This is a genomic window from Duganella sp. Root198D2 (genome assembly GCF_001428585.1).
Lineage (GTDB): Bacteria > Pseudomonadota > Gammaproteobacteria > Burkholderiales > Burkholderiaceae_D > Rugamonas.
This window is the reverse complement of record NZ_LMIC01000044.1, coordinates 275,966-290,927: the sequence shown is the minus strand read 5'-3', so window position 1 is coordinate 290,927 and position 14,962 is coordinate 275,966. Positions and strand designations below refer to the sequence as shown.

Annotated in this window: 16 protein-coding genes; 5 read left to right on the top strand and 11 right to left on the bottom strand. The window is 64.4% G+C overall.

All coding sequences use genetic code 11. The features are described 5' to 3' along the window. Nucleotide 1: 1 nt before the first annotated feature. Genes ASE26_RS23210 through dctP form a run of 6 tightly spaced genes read right to left on the bottom strand, consistent with a single transcriptional unit; the run spans nucleotide 2 to nucleotide 5,787 of the window. Nucleotides 2-886, bottom strand: coding sequence for a biotin-independent malonate decarboxylase subunit beta (locus ASE26_RS23210; protein WP_055924869.1), 885 nt, complete (start codon nucleotides 884-886; stop codon nucleotides 2-4). Beyond that, nucleotides 883-1,197, bottom strand: a complete 315-nt coding sequence (gene mdcC / locus ASE26_RS23205) for a malonate decarboxylase acyl carrier protein (protein ID WP_055924867.1) — start codon at nucleotides 1,195-1,197, stop codon at nucleotides 883-885. The genes ASE26_RS23210 and mdcC overlap by 4 nt, the downstream gene beginning before the upstream one ends. 8 nt (nucleotides 1,198-1,205) lie before the next feature. After that, the gene (gene mdcA, locus ASE26_RS23200) at nucleotides 1,206-2,873 is read right to left on the bottom strand and encodes a malonate decarboxylase subunit alpha (RefSeq protein WP_055924864.1); all 1,668 of its coding nucleotides are present in this window, start codon (nucleotides 2,871-2,873) and stop codon (nucleotides 1,206-1,208) included. Then, nucleotides 2,874-4,223: a TRAP transporter large permease gene (locus ASE26_RS23195; RefSeq protein ID WP_057247018.1), complete on the bottom strand. Its 1,350-nt coding sequence runs from the start codon at nucleotides 4,221-4,223 to the stop codon at nucleotides 2,874-2,876. Continuing rightward, a complete protein-coding gene (locus ASE26_RS23190) occupies nucleotides 4,220-4,774 on the bottom strand; it encodes a TRAP transporter small permease (RefSeq protein WP_055924858.1) in 555 nt (184 codons plus the stop codon). Before ASE26_RS23190 ends, ASE26_RS23195 begins: the two co-directional genes overlap by 4 nt. After that, entirely contained in the window at nucleotides 4,771-5,787 is a 1,017-nt protein-coding gene (gene dctP / locus ASE26_RS23185; RefSeq protein ID WP_055924855.1) for a TRAP transporter substrate-binding protein DctP, read from the bottom strand. The genes ASE26_RS23190 and dctP overlap by 4 nt, the downstream gene beginning before the upstream one ends. A gap of 129 nt (nucleotides 5,788-5,916) precedes the next feature. Between dctP and ASE26_RS23180 the strand changes: the two genes are divergently transcribed. The 4 genes from ASE26_RS23180 to ASE26_RS23165 are packed head-to-tail and all read left to right on the top strand — an operon-like array spanning nucleotide 5,917 to nucleotide 8,802. Next, nucleotides 5,917-6,579 (top strand): GntR family transcriptional regulator, encoded by a 663-nt coding sequence (locus tag ASE26_RS23180; RefSeq protein ID WP_055924852.1) that lies wholly within the window; start codon nucleotides 5,917-5,919, stop codon nucleotides 6,577-6,579. A gap of 56 nt (nucleotides 6,580-6,635) precedes the next feature. Then, on the top strand, nucleotides 6,636-7,877 hold the full coding sequence (locus ASE26_RS23175; protein ID WP_057247017.1) for an MFS transporter: 1,242 nt from the start codon (nucleotides 6,636-6,638) through the stop codon (nucleotides 7,875-7,877). Next, nucleotides 7,874-8,494 carry a metalloregulator ArsR/SmtB family transcription factor gene (locus tag ASE26_RS23170; RefSeq protein ID WP_055924846.1) on the top strand — a complete coding sequence of 207 codons (621 nt, stop codon included), beginning with the start codon at nucleotides 7,874-7,876 and terminating at the stop codon, nucleotides 8,492-8,494. Before ASE26_RS23175 ends, ASE26_RS23170 begins: the two co-directional genes overlap by 4 nt. A 50-nt stretch (nucleotides 8,495-8,544) precedes the next feature. Next, nucleotides 8,545-8,802 (top strand): hypothetical protein, encoded by a 258-nt coding sequence (locus ASE26_RS23165; protein ID WP_055924842.1) that lies wholly within the window; start codon nucleotides 8,545-8,547, stop codon nucleotides 8,800-8,802. Here ASE26_RS23165 and ASE26_RS23160 read toward each other — a convergent pair. After that, nucleotides 8,772-9,974 (bottom strand): multidrug effflux MFS transporter, encoded by a 1,203-nt coding sequence (locus tag ASE26_RS23160; protein WP_057247016.1) that lies wholly within the window; start codon nucleotides 9,972-9,974, stop codon nucleotides 8,772-8,774. The genes ASE26_RS23165 and ASE26_RS23160 overlap by 31 nt on opposite strands. A gap of 126 nt (nucleotides 9,975-10,100) precedes the next feature. Between ASE26_RS23160 and epsC the strand changes: the two genes are divergently transcribed. Continuing rightward, nucleotides 10,101-11,018, top strand: a complete 918-nt coding sequence (gene epsC / locus ASE26_RS23155) for a serine O-acetyltransferase EpsC (protein WP_055924837.1) — start codon at nucleotides 10,101-10,103, stop codon at nucleotides 11,016-11,018. On the opposite strand, the gene ASE26_RS23150 is transcribed toward epsC, so the two are convergent. The 4 genes from ASE26_RS23150 to ASE26_RS23135 are packed head-to-tail and all read right to left on the bottom strand — an operon-like array spanning nucleotide 11,015 to nucleotide 14,961. Beyond that, the gene (locus ASE26_RS23150; protein ID WP_055924833.1) at nucleotides 11,015-11,743 is read right to left on the bottom strand and encodes an ABC transporter ATP-binding protein; all 729 of its coding nucleotides are present in this window, start codon (nucleotides 11,741-11,743) and stop codon (nucleotides 11,015-11,017) included. The two genes, epsC and ASE26_RS23150, sit on opposite strands and share 4 nt — an antisense overlap. Then, nucleotides 11,736-12,596 carry an ABC transporter permease gene (locus tag ASE26_RS23145; RefSeq protein WP_082591458.1) on the bottom strand — a complete coding sequence of 287 codons (861 nt, stop codon included), beginning with the start codon at nucleotides 12,594-12,596 and terminating at the stop codon, nucleotides 11,736-11,738. Before ASE26_RS23145 ends, ASE26_RS23150 begins: the two co-directional genes overlap by 8 nt. Beyond that, the gene (locus tag ASE26_RS23140; RefSeq protein ID WP_055924830.1) at nucleotides 12,593-13,576 is read right to left on the bottom strand and encodes an aliphatic sulfonate ABC transporter substrate-binding protein; all 984 of its coding nucleotides are present in this window, start codon (nucleotides 13,574-13,576) and stop codon (nucleotides 12,593-12,595) included. The genes ASE26_RS23145 and ASE26_RS23140 overlap by 4 nt, the downstream gene beginning before the upstream one ends. After that, a complete protein-coding gene (locus tag ASE26_RS23135; RefSeq protein ID WP_055924827.1) occupies nucleotides 13,573-14,961 on the bottom strand; it encodes an LLM class flavin-dependent oxidoreductase in 1,389 nt (462 codons plus the stop codon). The genes ASE26_RS23140 and ASE26_RS23135 overlap by 4 nt, the downstream gene beginning before the upstream one ends. Nucleotide 14,962 lies beyond the last annotated feature (1 nt).

Genomic DNA, 14,962 nt, shown 5'->3' with positions numbered 1-14,962 from the left:
GTCATGCTCCCAGTCGGTAAGGCGCCGCGGCGGCGGTGAAGGAATCGATAGCCAGCATCGGGACGTCCTGCGGCGCGGCGATACCCAGCGCCGACCAGATCTCTGCCGGGTCGCGCATGTCGCCAAAGCGTTCAATGCGCTGCTCCAGCAAGGCTTGCTCCGCTTCCAGGCCGCCCAGGGTCAGTTGCACCGTGCCGCTGCGGGCTTCTTCGATGGCGTCCAGCGCGGCCCGGCGGAAGGCGGGAATGCTGTCCTCCACGATGCGCTGTACGTCGCCCAGCAGGTAGCGGTGCTTGCCGCCGGTGGTGCGCCACACCAGGGCGCGGTCGCGCGAGTCGAATTCCTCCACGCCGTTGGCGGTTTCGATCACTTCCGGTCCCGACATGGCCAGGCGGCCTTCTTCTGAAATCACCAGTGAATTGGCGCAGCGCGCGACGATGCCCATGCCGCCGAAGGCGCCGTTGGAGCCGCCGATCAGCACTACGACCGGGATGCCGGCGGCGCGCACGTCCAGTACTGCGCGCATGACTTCCGACACTGCGATCAGGCCCGCATTGGCCTCATGCAAGCGCACACCGCCGGTTTCCAGCAGCAGCAGCACTGCGGCGGGGCGCTCGAGCAGGGCGCGGCGCAGCATGCCGACCAGCTTGGCGCCATGCACTTCGCCCACGGCGCCGCCCATGAATCCGCCCTCCTGTGCGGCGGCGAATACCGCCAGGCCGCCCAGTGTGGCGCGGCCGGCCACCACGCCGTCGTCGAACGACACCGGCGCATTCAGTTGCGCCAGGTGCGGGCTGACGATGCGCTGCGCAGGGCCGATGAATTCTTCGAAACTGTCGAACAATGCCAGGCGCTCGCGCGCATTGGCCTCGAGGTAGCTGCTCATTTTCCTTCTCCCAGCATGGATTCCACCGCCTGGTCGAGGCGCAGGCTGACCACGGCGGGCGTAGCGCCCATGTCGTTGATGGCGATGCGGGTGTCGGCCAGTTGCCAGCGCTGGTGAAAGTCGCCGATTACGGCTTGCCAGATCGGGCCGAAGCCGACTGCGGCGGTCTGGACCTGCACTTCGCAGGCGCCTCCCAGCGGCGTGCTTTCGATCAGCACCTCCAGGTTGCCTGAGCTGACCACGCCGACGATGCGCGGTTCGGCCGACAGCGGGCGGCGGCCTTGTTCGAATCGGTAATTGAGTGTTTCCATCTTTGCTCCTACCAGTTGCGGAAGCGCTTGGGCGGGTCATACAGGCCGCCCGATGCTCGCACGAGGTCTTTCATGTTTTTTGCCGCCAGCAGGTCGCGCGTGGCTTGGCGTTTGTCGATGCCCAGGTCTTCGGCGCGCGTAATGATGCCGCGCTCGCGCAGGTTTTCCACCATGCGCTTGTCGCGCCGCAGGCCGACCGGGGTGTAGCCTGCTACGCCGCGGATAGCCTGTTCGCGCTCTTCGGCGCTGCGGCACAGCAGCAGGTTGGCGATCCCTTCCTCGGTCAGGATATGGGTCACGTCGTCGCCGTAGATCATCACGGGCGGAATCGCCATCTTAGCCTGTTCGCCCAGTTCCCATGCATCCAGGCGTTCGACAAAGGCCGGCTGCATATGCTCGCGGAAGGTTTCCACCATCTGCACCACCAGCTTCTGGCCGCGCGGGATGGTGCCGCTGCCCAGGCGGGCCTGTGCGCCGGCTTTCAGCCATGCGGGGCTGGCGTGGCGCCTGCCGCGCGCGTCGGCGCCCATATTCGGTGCGCCGCCGAAGCCGGAGATGCGTCCCAGCGTGGCGGTGGACGAGTTGCCGGCCAGGTCGATCTGCAAGGTGGAGCCGATGAACATGTCGCAGGCGTAGTGGCCTGCGGCCTGGCAGTAGGCGCGGTTGCTGCGCATCGAGCCATCCGGACCCACGGCGAAAACGTCGGGACGGGCACGGATGTAGTTCTCCATGCCCAGCTCGGAGCCGAAGGAATGGATCGATTCCACGAAGCCGGCTTCAATCGCTGGAATCAGGGCAGGGTGCGGGTTCAGGGCCCAGTTGGTGGCGATCTTGCCGCGCAGGCCGAGCGAAGCGCCATAGGTCGGCAGCAGCAGTTCGATGGCCGCGGTGTCAAAGCCGATGCCGTGGTTCAGGCGCTGCACCTGGTACTCGGCGTAAATGCCCTTGATCGCCATCATCGCCATCAGCACCTGGATTTCGGAAATCTGCGCCGGGTCGCGCGTGAACAGCGGTTCGATATAGTAGGGCGTTGGCGACTGCACCACGAAATCGACCCAGTCGCCCGGCACATCGATGCGCGGCAGTTCGTCCACGATGCGGTTGACTTGCACGATCACGATGCCGTTCTTGAAAGCAGTGGCCTCGACGATAGGCGGGGTGTCTTCCGTATTGGGCCCTGTGTACAGGTTGCCATTGCGGTCGGCCGCTTCCGCAGCGACCAGGGCCACGCGCGGCGGCAGGTCGATGAAATAGCGGCTGAACAGCTCAAGGTAAGTGTGGATGGCGCCGATATTGAGCTTGCCGGCCGCCGCCAGCTTGGCAACGCGCGCGGCCTGCGGTCCGGAGAAAGAGAAGTCCAGTTTCGACGCTACGCCGCGCTCGAACACGTCCAGGTGTTCGGGCAGGGCCAGCACCGACTGCAGCATGTGCAGGTCGTGCACGCGCTGCGGATCGAGCCCCGCCAGCGCCTGCGCCAGGAAGTCGGCCTGCTTCTGGTTATTGCCTTCGATGCAGACGCGGTCGCCATTTTCAAGCACTGCGTGCAGCAGGTCGGCGATGCGGGCGGCCGGCAGTGACTTGCCTGCCAGTTCGCCACCGAGCACGCTGCGGGCGCGTGCCAGGCGGCCGTTGCGGTTGCGTTGAAGGCTATCCCAGACGCGGTTGGGGGAATTCATTTACCGGGCTCCCATGATCATGTCGGGCAGGCCGGTGGCAATGCCGGGGAAAATGCACAGCAGGACCACGGCGACCACCATCAGCAGCAGGAAAGGCACCACGCCCCAGATCACGTCGCGCAGTGGAATGTCGGGCGCGATGTTCTTGATGACAAAGATGTTCAGGCCCACCGGCGGGTGAATCAGGCCCATCTCCATGACCACCGTCATGACGATGCCGAACCACACCAGGTCAAAGCCCGCTTCACGCAGCGGCGGCAGGATGATCGGCGCCGTCATCAGGATGATCGATACCGGCGGCAGGAAAAAGCCCAGCACCACGACCAGCACCAGGATGGTTGCCAGCAGCACCCACTTCGACAGGTGCATGCCGACTACCCAGCTTGCGGCAGACTGGCTGATATGCAGGTAGCTCATGACGTAGGAATACAGCAGCGACATGCCGATAATCAGCAGCAGCATGGTTGATTCCTTGATCGTGGACGACAGGATCGGCGACATGTCCTTGGGCCGCCAGGCGCCGTACACTACGGCGATGAGCACCAGCGCGAGCAAGGCGCCAAGGCCGGCCGTTTCGGACGGGGTGGCAAAGCCGCCGTACAGCGCGATCATCACGCCGATCAGCAGCACGATGAAGGGCAGCACGCGCGGCAGCATTTCCACTTTTTCGCGCAGGGTGAAATGCTCGTCTTCCAGGTAGGCCGACTTGACGCCGCCGTTTTGGTAAGCCACCAGGGCCAATTGGTATTCTGCGCGTGCGCGGTAGACGGCGTAACCGGCAAACAGCAGTACCAGCAGCACACCGGGGCCGATACCGGCCAGGAACAGGCGGCCCAGCGACTGTTCCGCAGCTACTGCGTACAGGATCATGGTGATCGATGGCGGCAGCAGGATGCCCAGCGTGCCGCCCGCTGCGATGATGCCGGCCGCGAAACCGGGAGAATAGCCGCGCTTGCGCATTTCCGGAATTCCGGCCGAGCCGATGGCCGAGCAGGTGGCAGGCGAGGAACCGGCCATGGCCGCAAACAGCGCGCAGGCAAACACGTTGGCGATGCCCAGGCCGCCAGGGACCTTGTGCAGCCAGGTGTGGATGGCCGAATACAGGTCTTTGCCGGCCGGCGATTTGCCGATGGCCGCGCCCTTCAGGATGAAGAGTGGGATCGAAAGCAGGGTGATGGAAGCCATTTCCTCATAAACGTTCTGGGTGACCGTATCGAGCGCACTGGCAGGCATGAAAAAATACATGAAGGAGGTCGCCACAATGCCCAGCGCATACGCGATCGGCATGCCGGAGAACATGACCACCAAGGTGACGATGCCGTACAAGGCTCCCAAAGTCAGTTCGCTCATTTTGCGGCTCCTTTATCAGTGATGCGAGCCAGCACTTGCAGCAAGATCTGCAGGGTCAGCAAGGTCATGCCGGCCGCCATCATGGAATAGGGAATCCACAGCGGCGGTGCGAAAGTGGAGGTGGTGGTCTGGCCATCCACCCACGCTTCATGCCACAGGGTCCACGACTTCCACGAGAAGAAAGCGCAGAACACGAAGGACAAAAGGTCGACGATGAACAGGCGCACCGCATTGGCCCTGGGCGGCAGGATGGCAGCCAGCGCTTCGATCCCGATATGGCCGCGGAAGCTTTGCACGTAGGCGCAGCAGAAGAAGGTGACCCCGACCAGCATGAAGATCGACGCTTCGTCCTGCCAGTCCGTCGGCGCGTGGAAGAAATAGCGCGATACCACGGAGTAGGTGAGGATCAGGGCCGTGGTGACCATCGCCACCATGGACAGGACCAGCAAGCCCAGGTTCACTTTGGCCAGCAGCGCGCCGGCCATCGACAGGCCCGGAGCCTGCGGCAACGCCGCATCCTTGGGCGGATTGAGCTCGAAACCGTGGCTCACAGCGTCTTCTCCGCAAGGGCCAGCAGTTTGGCGCAGTTGTCGTTGCGCTCACCATAGTCCTTCCATGCGGTGGTGCGGGCGATGGCTTGCCATTTCTTGACCGAGGCTGCGTTCAGGTCGACTACTTTGGCGCCGGCCTTTTGGTAGACGGCGGCGACTTGCGTGTCGTCGGCCTGCGCTGCGGTCCTGGCAAAGGCTTCCAGTTCGGCGCCGACGGCCATGATGGCGCCCTGCTGGTCCTTCGGCAGGCGCTCGTAAGCGGCGCGCGACATCATCAAGGGCTCGAACATGAACCAGTAAGAGGTACCGCGACCGGTGGTCAGGGCTTTCGACACTTCTTCCAGGCGGAAGGAAATCAGGGAGGTGGAGGAGGTCAGGGCCGCATCCATGGCGCCGGTCTGCATGGCGGCGTAGATTTCGTTGGAGGGCAGCGACACCACGGCGGCGCCGGCGGCTTTCAGGATCAAGTCCATTTCGCGCGAACCGCCGCGGATCTTCATGCCTTTGGCATCCTCCGGATCGACCACCGGCTTGACGCGCGAAGCGACGCCGCCGGCCTGCCAGATCCAGCTCACCAGCACCACGCCTTTTTCCCAAAGCAGCTGCGTCAGCGCCTTGCCCACCTCCTGGTTCTTCCAGCCGTAGCCCTGTTCGTAGGAGGTGACCAGGCCCGGCATCAGGCCGATATTCACTTCCGGGACTTCGCCGCCGGCGTAGGACAGCGGCACCAGCGACAAGTCCAGCGCACCCTTGCGCATGGCGGAGAACTGGGCGTTGGTCTTCATCAGCGACGAGCCGGGATAAATGGAGAACTTCAGTGCACCCTTGGTGCGCTTTTCCACTTCCGCCGCGAACATGCGGGTCAGTCGGTCGCGGAAGTCGCCTTCGGCCAAGGTGCCGCCTGGGAACTGGTGCGAGATCTTCAGCGAGCCGGACTGGGCCCAGGCGGTTTGCAGCCACAGCGGGCTGGTGGCGAGTGCGGCAACAACGGACCTGCGGGTCATCTGGGACATGTCATCCTCCAAGGGTTAAGTATGCAGCTTTGTTTTTTATGTATACAAGAATATCTTCAGAAAATACATTGTCAAGTGAAATATGCGACTTATAATGGAGTCTCATATACATACTGAACTTTTAGTTCCATGACGAAACATTCTTCCACCCTGCGGGAAACCATCGAGGAAATGATTGCGATGGGCGAGCTGCAGCCGGGGCAGCACCTGGACGAGACCGAACTGGCGAGCCGCTTCGGCGTATCGCGTACGCCGATCCGCGAAACGCTGATCCAGCTGGAATCGATGGGGCTTGTGGTGATCCGGCCACGGCGCGGCGCCATCGTGGCGGAACTGGGGCCGCAGCAACTGGTCGAAATGTTCGAAGTGATGTCCGAACTGGAGGCGACCTGCGGCCGCCTGGCGGCGCGCCGCATGACGCCGCAAGAGCAGCAAGTGCTGCTTGCGGCCCACGAGGCGTGCAAGGCTGCCGTGGAAGCGCAGGAGCCGGACGAGTACTACTACCGCAACGAGGCCTTCCACGAGGCGATCTACGCAGGCGCCCATAACAGCTTCCTCTTCGAGCAGACGCGCGGCCTGTATCGCCGGCTGCGGCCATACCGACGTTTGCAGCTTCGCGTGCGCAATCGCATTGGCCACTCCTATTCCGAGCACGAGGGCGTGGTGCAGGCTATCCTCGCCGGCGACGGCGACAGGGCGGCCGAGCTGCTGCGCGGTCACGTAATGATCCAGGGCCAGCGCTTTTCGGACTTGATGGCATCGCTGCCGCAACTGACCCAATCTGCCGCCTGAATAATAAGTAAGGGTTTTAGTTTACTTATTGTCGAGGCCTGCGTATATTGGTGGGCATGAACAATGTCCTCCTCATCGCGGCTACCTGCCTGCTTGGCCTGCTGTCCACTACGGGCGCTTCGCTGCCATACCCGATCCTTCCGCCGCTGTTTGCGGCCGAAGCACACAATTCCCTGAATAATTTCCTCGGCCTGCCGCCCAAGCTGTTGTTCGGCATTGCGCTGACGGTGAACCCGATTGGCCTGGTGATCGGCTCGGCGTTGCTGGGACCCATGTCCGACCGCTATGGACGCCGCCCCATCCTGCTGGCGACTGCCCTTGGCGCCGCTGCCGGCCATGCGCTGACTGCACTCGCGCTGGTGATGCAGTCTTATCCCTTGTTTATCCTGGCCCGCTTCGGCACTGGCCTGCTGGAAGGCAACGGCGCCGTGGCGCGTGCCCTGGTGGCAGAAAAGCTGGAAGGCCCGCAGCGCCTGCGCGCGCTGTCGCTGGTGAATGGTTCGCTGCACCTTGGCTGGCTGGTGGGCCCGGTGCTGGCTGGCTTCACGCTGGGCTTTGGCATCACGGTGCCGTTCTGGGTGGCGGTGGCAGCGCTCATGCTGGCTGCAGCGCTGGTGGCGATCACGGTGCCGCGGGCAGCCAAGGTCCCAAGCGATGGCGCATCCTGGTGGCAGGTGGCGCGCTCGCACCACGCCATGAACCTGCTGCGCTTCCCGGAGTTGCGTACCCTGTTCATCGTGCAGTTGGCGCTGACCTGCGGCATCACCGGCTTTTACGAATATTATCCACTGTGGCTGGTGGAGCAGGGCGGCTACGATGCGCGCGGGATTGCAACCATCAATATGGCGATGTGCGCAATCATGACGCTGGCGGCCATCATTGCCGGCCGGCCGAGCAGCATGGAACCGCTGCACCGTGCCAGCTGGCTCGCTTTCGCATTGGCGGCCGCGGTGGCTGGCGTCGCCCTGGGCAACCTGTGGATCGGCATGGTGGCGATTTGCCTGTTCGGGCTGCCCAATGCCTTCTATAACGCGACGGTGCAGTCGTGGGCGGCGGACCGCTTTGCGGCACACGGGCAGGGCTCCGTCATGGGCTTGCTGTCGATGACGTTCTGCTTCGCGAATATCGTGATGGCGACAATTGGCTCGGTCCTGGCGCTGGTCGATACGCGCCTGATCCTGCTGCTTGGCGCCGTGCTCGCGGCGTGGGCTGGCTGGCGCCTGCGCGGTTGGCGCTGCGAACTGGCAGCGCCGCCCCTACCGCGTGCCGCGGCGCGCACGGAAGGAGCCGGCGCATGAATACTGCCGACCAGATCCTGTTCCTGTTGAAGACGCGCGGCCCGCGCACGGCGCAGCAACTGGCCGAATTGCTCGACCTGACGTCGATGGGCGCGCGCCGTCACCTGGAAGCGGCGCAAGAGCGCGGCTTCGTTACCTTTGAGGACGTGGCTGAAAAAGTAGGCCGTCCTTCGCGCCGCTGGCTGCTGACCGACGCCGGCCATGCGCGCTTCCCGGATCGCCACGCCGACCTGACGCTGCAACTGATCACGCAAGTGCGCGCCTTGTTTGGCGAAGAAGGCATGGACAAGCTGATCACGGCCCGCGAGCAGGCCAGCGAGGCCTTTTACCGCGAGGCCATCGGCGACGGTGCGACGCTGCCGGAGCGGGTGCAAGCCCTGGCCCTGGCGCGCGACGTGGAAGGGTATATGGCCGAAGTCGCGCCGCAAAACGACGGCACGCTGCTTCTGCTCGAAAACCATTGCCCGATCTGCGCCGCAGCCCGCGAATGCCAGAATTTCTGCCGCTCGGAACTCGAGGTGTTCCAGCGTGTGCTGGGCCCCGGCTGCGAGGTACGGCGCGAGGAGCACATCCTGGCTGGCGAACGCCGTTGTGCCTACCGGATCAAGCCTGTGTGACAGCATTCCCGCCACTGGTGTAGAGTAGGGGAAACCCAACGGAGGCACCAATGGACGATGAAACCAGGCGGAAATTTGTCACCGAAGTGTGGAAGCGGTTTGTCGAGGTGCAGAACTGGGCCATTGCCAACTGGCCGGACAGCGAACATCCGCTCAGCTCTTCCGATTTTGTCGAGGGCAGGAAGGAAATCCTCGGCCTTGGCCTGCCCGCCAACCTCAGGCTGGGCCACGAGAAGCCCCAGCCAGCTCCCGAGCCGGAACAGGGCGGCCCACAATATCAGGAAGTGACGCCCGCCCCCTGGCCCTGATGTTGGCCATGCGTGGCGCCGCGGTAGGTGGCATAGCTCACCACCAGGCATGCCACCAGGCCGAGCGCCAGGTGCAGCGCGCTGTCGAACAGCAGCGGCGCAACCAGGCCTGACACCAGCGCAAACAGCATCATCTGCAAGAAGGACTGCATCGACGCGGCCAGGCCGCTATTCTGCGGGAACAGGTTCATGCCGGCCAAGGTCAATGGCGGCATCGCCAGGGCCAGTGAGAACGAGAACAGGAAAAGCGGCAATACGGCCCAAGGAATGGTCGCGGCGAAGAACCAGTTGTAGCCCACGTTGAGCGCAGCAGCGATGGCCATCAGGCCGAAACTCAGGTTGATCAATGTCGACGGCGCCATGCGGTGCGCCAGCTTGCCGCTTACGGTGGCGCCCAGCACGTGGCCGCTGATCAAGGGGATAAACAGCCAGGCGAAGGCCGTCTCCGGCAGCTTCAGGATGTGCATGATGAAGTACGCGGCGGAGCCGATATACAGGGCAAATCCGCCGAAGGCCGCCCCGAGCGACACCGACAGCAGCAGGAACTGGCGGTGCTTCAGCACCATCCAGTAGTTGCGTGCGATGGCGCCCAGGTGCAGCGGGTGGCGCTTTTCCTGCGGCAGGCTTTCCGGCAGCCAGCGCCAGACGGCAACCCACATCAGGACGCCAAAGGCGGTCAGGAACCAGAAGATGGAGCGCCAGCCGAAGGAAACCTGCAGCCAGCCGCCCAGCACGGGAGCAATGGCTGGCGCCAGGCCGAACACCATCATGATGTTGCCCAGCATTTTCTGGGCTGCCATGCCCTCAAAGCGGTCTTGCACGATGGCGCGGCCGATCACCGAGCCGGCTCCGGAAGCCAGGCCTTGCAGGATGCGGGCCCCGAGCAGGAAGCCGAACGAACCGGCCAGGGCGCCCCCCAGCGAAGCCAGGACGTACAGCACCAGGGACCAGAGGATGACCGGGCGGCGGCCAAAGCTGTCCGACAGGGTGCCGTAGAACAGCATCATGAAGGCGAAAGTGAACAGGAACAGGCTCAGGGTCTGCTGGATCGCCATCGGGCTGGCGTTGAAAGTCTGAGCAATCGCCGGGAAAGACGGCAAATAGGTGTCGATTGCCAGCGGGCCGACCATGGTCAGGCCGGCAAGCAGCAGGGTAAGCAGGATGTTCTTCATGTGGTGCCCGAGAGTGAGCGCGCTATTTTAAGGGAATCCCGAACTATCTGCTTATGACTGGAAAGCATAAGCTTGTGCAAACAGTTTCTTTCGCTTCTTAATGTAATTTCGATATTCTTGTGCCTTATGGCTATCGACTCTTACGGCGCCTCGAGCGGCGCAGCGCGTTGGGACCTCGACGAGGTGGTTAACCAATTGCGCGTGTCGCGCGAAGCGACCCACAATATCCGACACCAGCGCAGGGTGCGCGAGCTGCCTTCGCGCGCGGAGCTGGTGCAAATCCTCGAAGGCTTGTCGGCGGCCTTGTTCCCCACGCATTACGGGCGCCCGAACCTGACCGACGAGAGCATCGACTATTTCGTCGGCGATACGCTGAATACCACGCTGGACCGCCTGCATGAACAGGTTCGGCGCGGCCTGCAGTTCGGCGCCGCGGTGGCGGAGACCGAGGAGGCGCAGATCGCCACTGCGCAGGGCATTACGCGGGCGTTCGCTGCCTCATTGCCGCAGATCCGCGCGCTGGTCGTGTCGGACGTGCAGGCCGCCTATGCCGGCGATCCTGCGGCCACCTCGATTGCGGAAATCCTGCTGTGCTACCCGGGCATGGTCGCCATTCTGCATTACCGCCTGGCGCATAGCCTGCACAAGCTCGGCGCCCCCTTCATCGCGCGCATTGTCAGCGACATCGCCCACTCGCGCACCGGCATCGACATCCACCCGGCGGCGCAAATCGGCGCCAGCTTCTTCATCGACCATGGCACCGGCGTCGTGATCGGCGAAACCACCATCATTGGCGAGCGCGTGCGCCTGTACCAGCATGTCACACTTGGCGCCAAACGCTTCCCGGCCGACGAATCCGGGCAGTTGATCAAAGGGACGCCGCGCCATCCGATTGTGGAAGACGATGTCGTGATCTATGCCGGCGCGACAGTGCTGGGCCGGATCACCATCGGCGCCGGTTCCACCGTCGGCGGCAATGTCTGGCTGACCCAGAGCGTAGCGCCGAACAGCAATGTCTCCCAGGCCCAGATGCGCAGCGACTAATCCGCTTGCTCTGCAAGGTTCAGCAGCTCGAGGATGCGGTGCTTCAGCGGCTGCAGGCTGGCGTCGCCGCGGCTGCGCGGCCTGGCCGGTGGAAGGCGGAACTCCCCGCGCAGTGGGCCGCCGCCGCCCGGCAGGACCAGGATGCGGTCGCTCAAGTAGAGCGCTTCGTCGATATCGTGGGTGACCTGCAGGATCGTCAGGTGGTGGTGGGCTGCGATGCGCAGCAGGAGGTCCTGCAATTTCATCCTGGTGAACGCGTCAACGGCCGAAAACGGCTCGTCCAGCAGCAGCAAGCGCGGGCGGCGCATCAGGCCGCGCGCGATGGCTGCACGCTGGGCCTGGCCGCCTGATAGCTGCTTGGGCAGGCGCCGGCCCAGGCCTTGCAAGCCGGTTTCTGCCAGCAGCAATTCAAGTTCGCAGCCGCAATCGTCCGCGGAGGGCAGACCGAAACGCAGGTTCTCGGCTACCGTCAGCCAAGGGAACAGGCGCGGCTCCTGGAATACCAGGCTGATGGCCGGGTGCACGCCCTGCAAGGGGGCGCCGTTCAGTTGCAAGCTGCCGCGCCATTCCCGATCCAGTCCAGCAAGGATAGAGAGCAGGGTGCTTTTGCCGCTGCCGCTGGCGCCCAGCAGGCTGACGACTTCGCCCTGTTTCAATTGAAGCTGCAAGGGTCCCAGCACTTGCTGGTCGCCGTAAGATTTGCTGTCGATGCGGATATCAAGCATGGCTGGGGCTTTCAAAACTGTCGCGCCAGGCGAGCAGGCTTTGTTCGAGGCGGAGCATCAAGCTGTCGCTGGCCTTTCCAAGTATGGCAAGCAGCAGGATGGCTGCCAGCATGATGTCGGCGCGGCCGGTTTCGCGGCCGTCGCTAAGGAGGTAGCCCAGGCCCCTGCTTGCAGCGATCAATTCTGCCGCCACCATGAACATCCAGGCCAGGCCCAGGCCATTGCGCAGGCCGGTCAGGATGGCAGGCAAGGCGGCAGGAAGCAGCACCTGCCTTGCCTGTTGCGAGGGTGACAGGCGGTACAGCCGTGCCACTTCAACCAGCTTGCGGTCCACGCCGCGGATGCCGGCGCCGACGCCCATGTAGACTGGGAAAAAGGCGCCGATGGCAATCAACACCAGTTTCGGCGCCTCGTCGATGCCAAGCCAGAGCAGCAGCAACGGCACCCAGGCGAGCGAAGGAATGGCGCGCAGGGCCTGCACCGTCGGGTCGAAAATGGCGTGGCTTGGCCGGTGCAATGCGGTGGCAGCGCCGAGCAGGATCGCGGCCAGGGCGCCGGCCGCGAAGCCGATGGCCACCCTGGCCGCGCTGGCGGCGACGTGGCCAGCCAGCCCGCGCTGCGCCAGCTCCGCAATGGTCTCCAGGATGGCGCTTGGCGGCGGAAGCAGGTTTGGCGCCAGGATGCCTGTGCGCACTGCCAGTTCGGCGCAGGCCAGCAGTGTGGCCGGCAGCAGCAGGCCAAGCAGCGGGCCTGGGAGGGGCCGGCGGCGGGCGGGCAGGGGCGGGCCGCCTTCGGTCGCTTGGCCCGCGTGGGAGCCACCTTGGCCGAGGTGGATTGCTGCCTGGTCGCTCATAAGCGTGCGGTCAGTGCTTGGGCGAAGCGGGTATCGACCAGCTCCGCGATCAGGCGCGGCAAGTCGCTACCGGGCTTGACCAGCGCTTCCTCCAGCAGGATCGGCGCCGCTGCCTGCAAGGCCTTGACATGCTCGCTGGATGGTTGCGGGGTGGAGAAGTCGGTGCGCAGCTTGAGCTGCAATAGCGCTATCGGCAGCGAAACCTTGGCCTCTTCTGACAGGATGCGCGCTGCTTCGCCCGGGTTGGCGCGAATCCAGCCACGTGCCTTCTCATAGCCCTGGATCACGCGGCTGACAGCACCCGGCTGGCTGGCCAAAAACTCTTCCCGCACATTGAGGAAGCCGTAAGTATTGAAGCTTATATTGCGGTAAAGGAGGCGCGACCCGCCTTCCAGCTCGCTGGCCGCCATATGCGGGTCCAGCCCCGCCCAGGCATCCACCTTGCCCTGCTCGAGCGCCGCGCGGCCATCAGCGTGCTGCAGCGAGACGTGCTCGATGTCGCTGCGCTGCAGCTTGACCGAATGGAGGGCGCGCAGCAGGAAGAGGTAGGGATCGGTACCCTTGGTCGCTGCGACCTTCTTGCCTTTCAGGTCGGCCAGGTTGCGGATCGGGGAATCCTTGCTCACCACCAGCGCAGTCCATTCCGGGCGCGAGAAGATGTAGGGCGTGCGGATAGGGTTGCCGTTTGCTTTTGCCAGCAGGGCCGCAAGCCCCGCGCTCGAGCCGATATCGATGCTGTTGGCATTCAGGTACTCGAGTGCGCGATTGCTGCCCGCGCTGAGCACCCATTTGACTTGCGTGCCGCTGGCCGCGAAGTCCTGCTCGAGCCAACCGAAGCGGCGTAGTACCAGGCTGGCTGGCGAGTAATAGGCGTAATCGAGCCGCAGTTCCTTGAGCGGCGCGGCCGCGTGCGCAAAACGCGGTACGACATTCAGGGCCGCACTGGCGGCAGCGGCTTGCAACAGGGTCCTGCGTTTCATGGTGCTTCCTCGGCTGACAGGGTGGAAATGGCAACTTGGGTGCCGGGGTGGCTGGCGGCCAGGCGCGGGCCGTGGCCTGCCAGCTTGTGGCGCAAGGTGCCTGGCGTGTAGGCCGCTCGGTAGCGGCCGCGGCGCTGCAGTTCGGGCACGATGTAATCAACCACGTCGCGCATCGATTCATGGGCGACGGCAAAGGCCAGGTTGAAGCCATCGATACCGGTGCTGTCGACCCAGTCTTCCAACTGGTCGGCCACCTCGCCGGCGTCGCCAACCAGCACCGGGCCGCGCCCGCCCAGGCCGATGAAGCGGGCGGCGTCGCGTACCGTCCATTGGCGGTCGGGATCGGCGCTGGTAAATGAGGCGAGCGCCGAACGGCCGGCATCGGAATCGATGTAATCGATCGTCGCGTCCAGCGGCACCCGGCTGAAGTCGACGCCGGTCCAGCCCGATAGCAGGGCCAGGGCGGCTTCAATGTCGACATGCTCCAGGTACTCGGCATGCCGCTCGCGTGCCTGCTGGCTGCTCGCTGCGGTGATAATCAGCGCTTGTCCATACACCAGCAAGCCAGCCGGGTCGCGCCCGGCTGCGGCTGTCGCGGCGCGCAGCTTGTCGACATAGCCTTTGACCACGCCTTTGCCCGGGCCGCTGACGAAAGCTGCTTCGGCATGGCGTCCGGCAAACACGTTGCCGCGCGGCGAACTGCCGGCCTGGTACAGGAAGGGAGTGCGTTGCGGCGACGGTTCGCTGAGGTGGATGCCGGGAACGCTGTAATAGCGGCCCTCATGCCCGATGGGATGCACGCGGCGCGGGTCGGTATAGATGCCGCCAGCCTTGTCGCGCAGCACAGCGCCGTCCTCCCAGCTCTTTTCCCATAATTTGTAGACCACCTCCAGGTATTCGTCGGCAAGGTCGTAGCGCTCGTCGTGCGCCAGCTGGCGTTGCCGGCCGAGGTTGCGCGCCGCGCTGTCGAGGTAGCCGGTGACGATGTTCCAGCCGATGCGGCCCTTGGTCAGGTGGTCCAGCGTCGACAGGCGACGGGCGAATGTGTAGGGATGTTCATAGGTGAGGGCGGCCGTCACGCCAAAGCCAAGGTGTTCGGTGACGCTTGCCATGACGGGAACCAGGGCCAGTGGGTCGTTGAGCGGCACCTGCACGCCGCGCGCCAGGGCCGTCTCGTGGCTTTGCTTGTAGACGTCGTACACGCCCAGTACGTCGGCCAGGAATACGGCGTCGAACAGGCCGCGCTCCAGCAGCTGCGCCAACTCGGTCCAATACTGCGGGTCGGTATAGCGGTGGCTGTTGTCGCGCGGGTGCCGCCACAGTCCGGGCGACTGGTGCCCGGCCGTGTTCATCTGGAAGGCGTTGAAGCGGATTTTCCTGGTCATC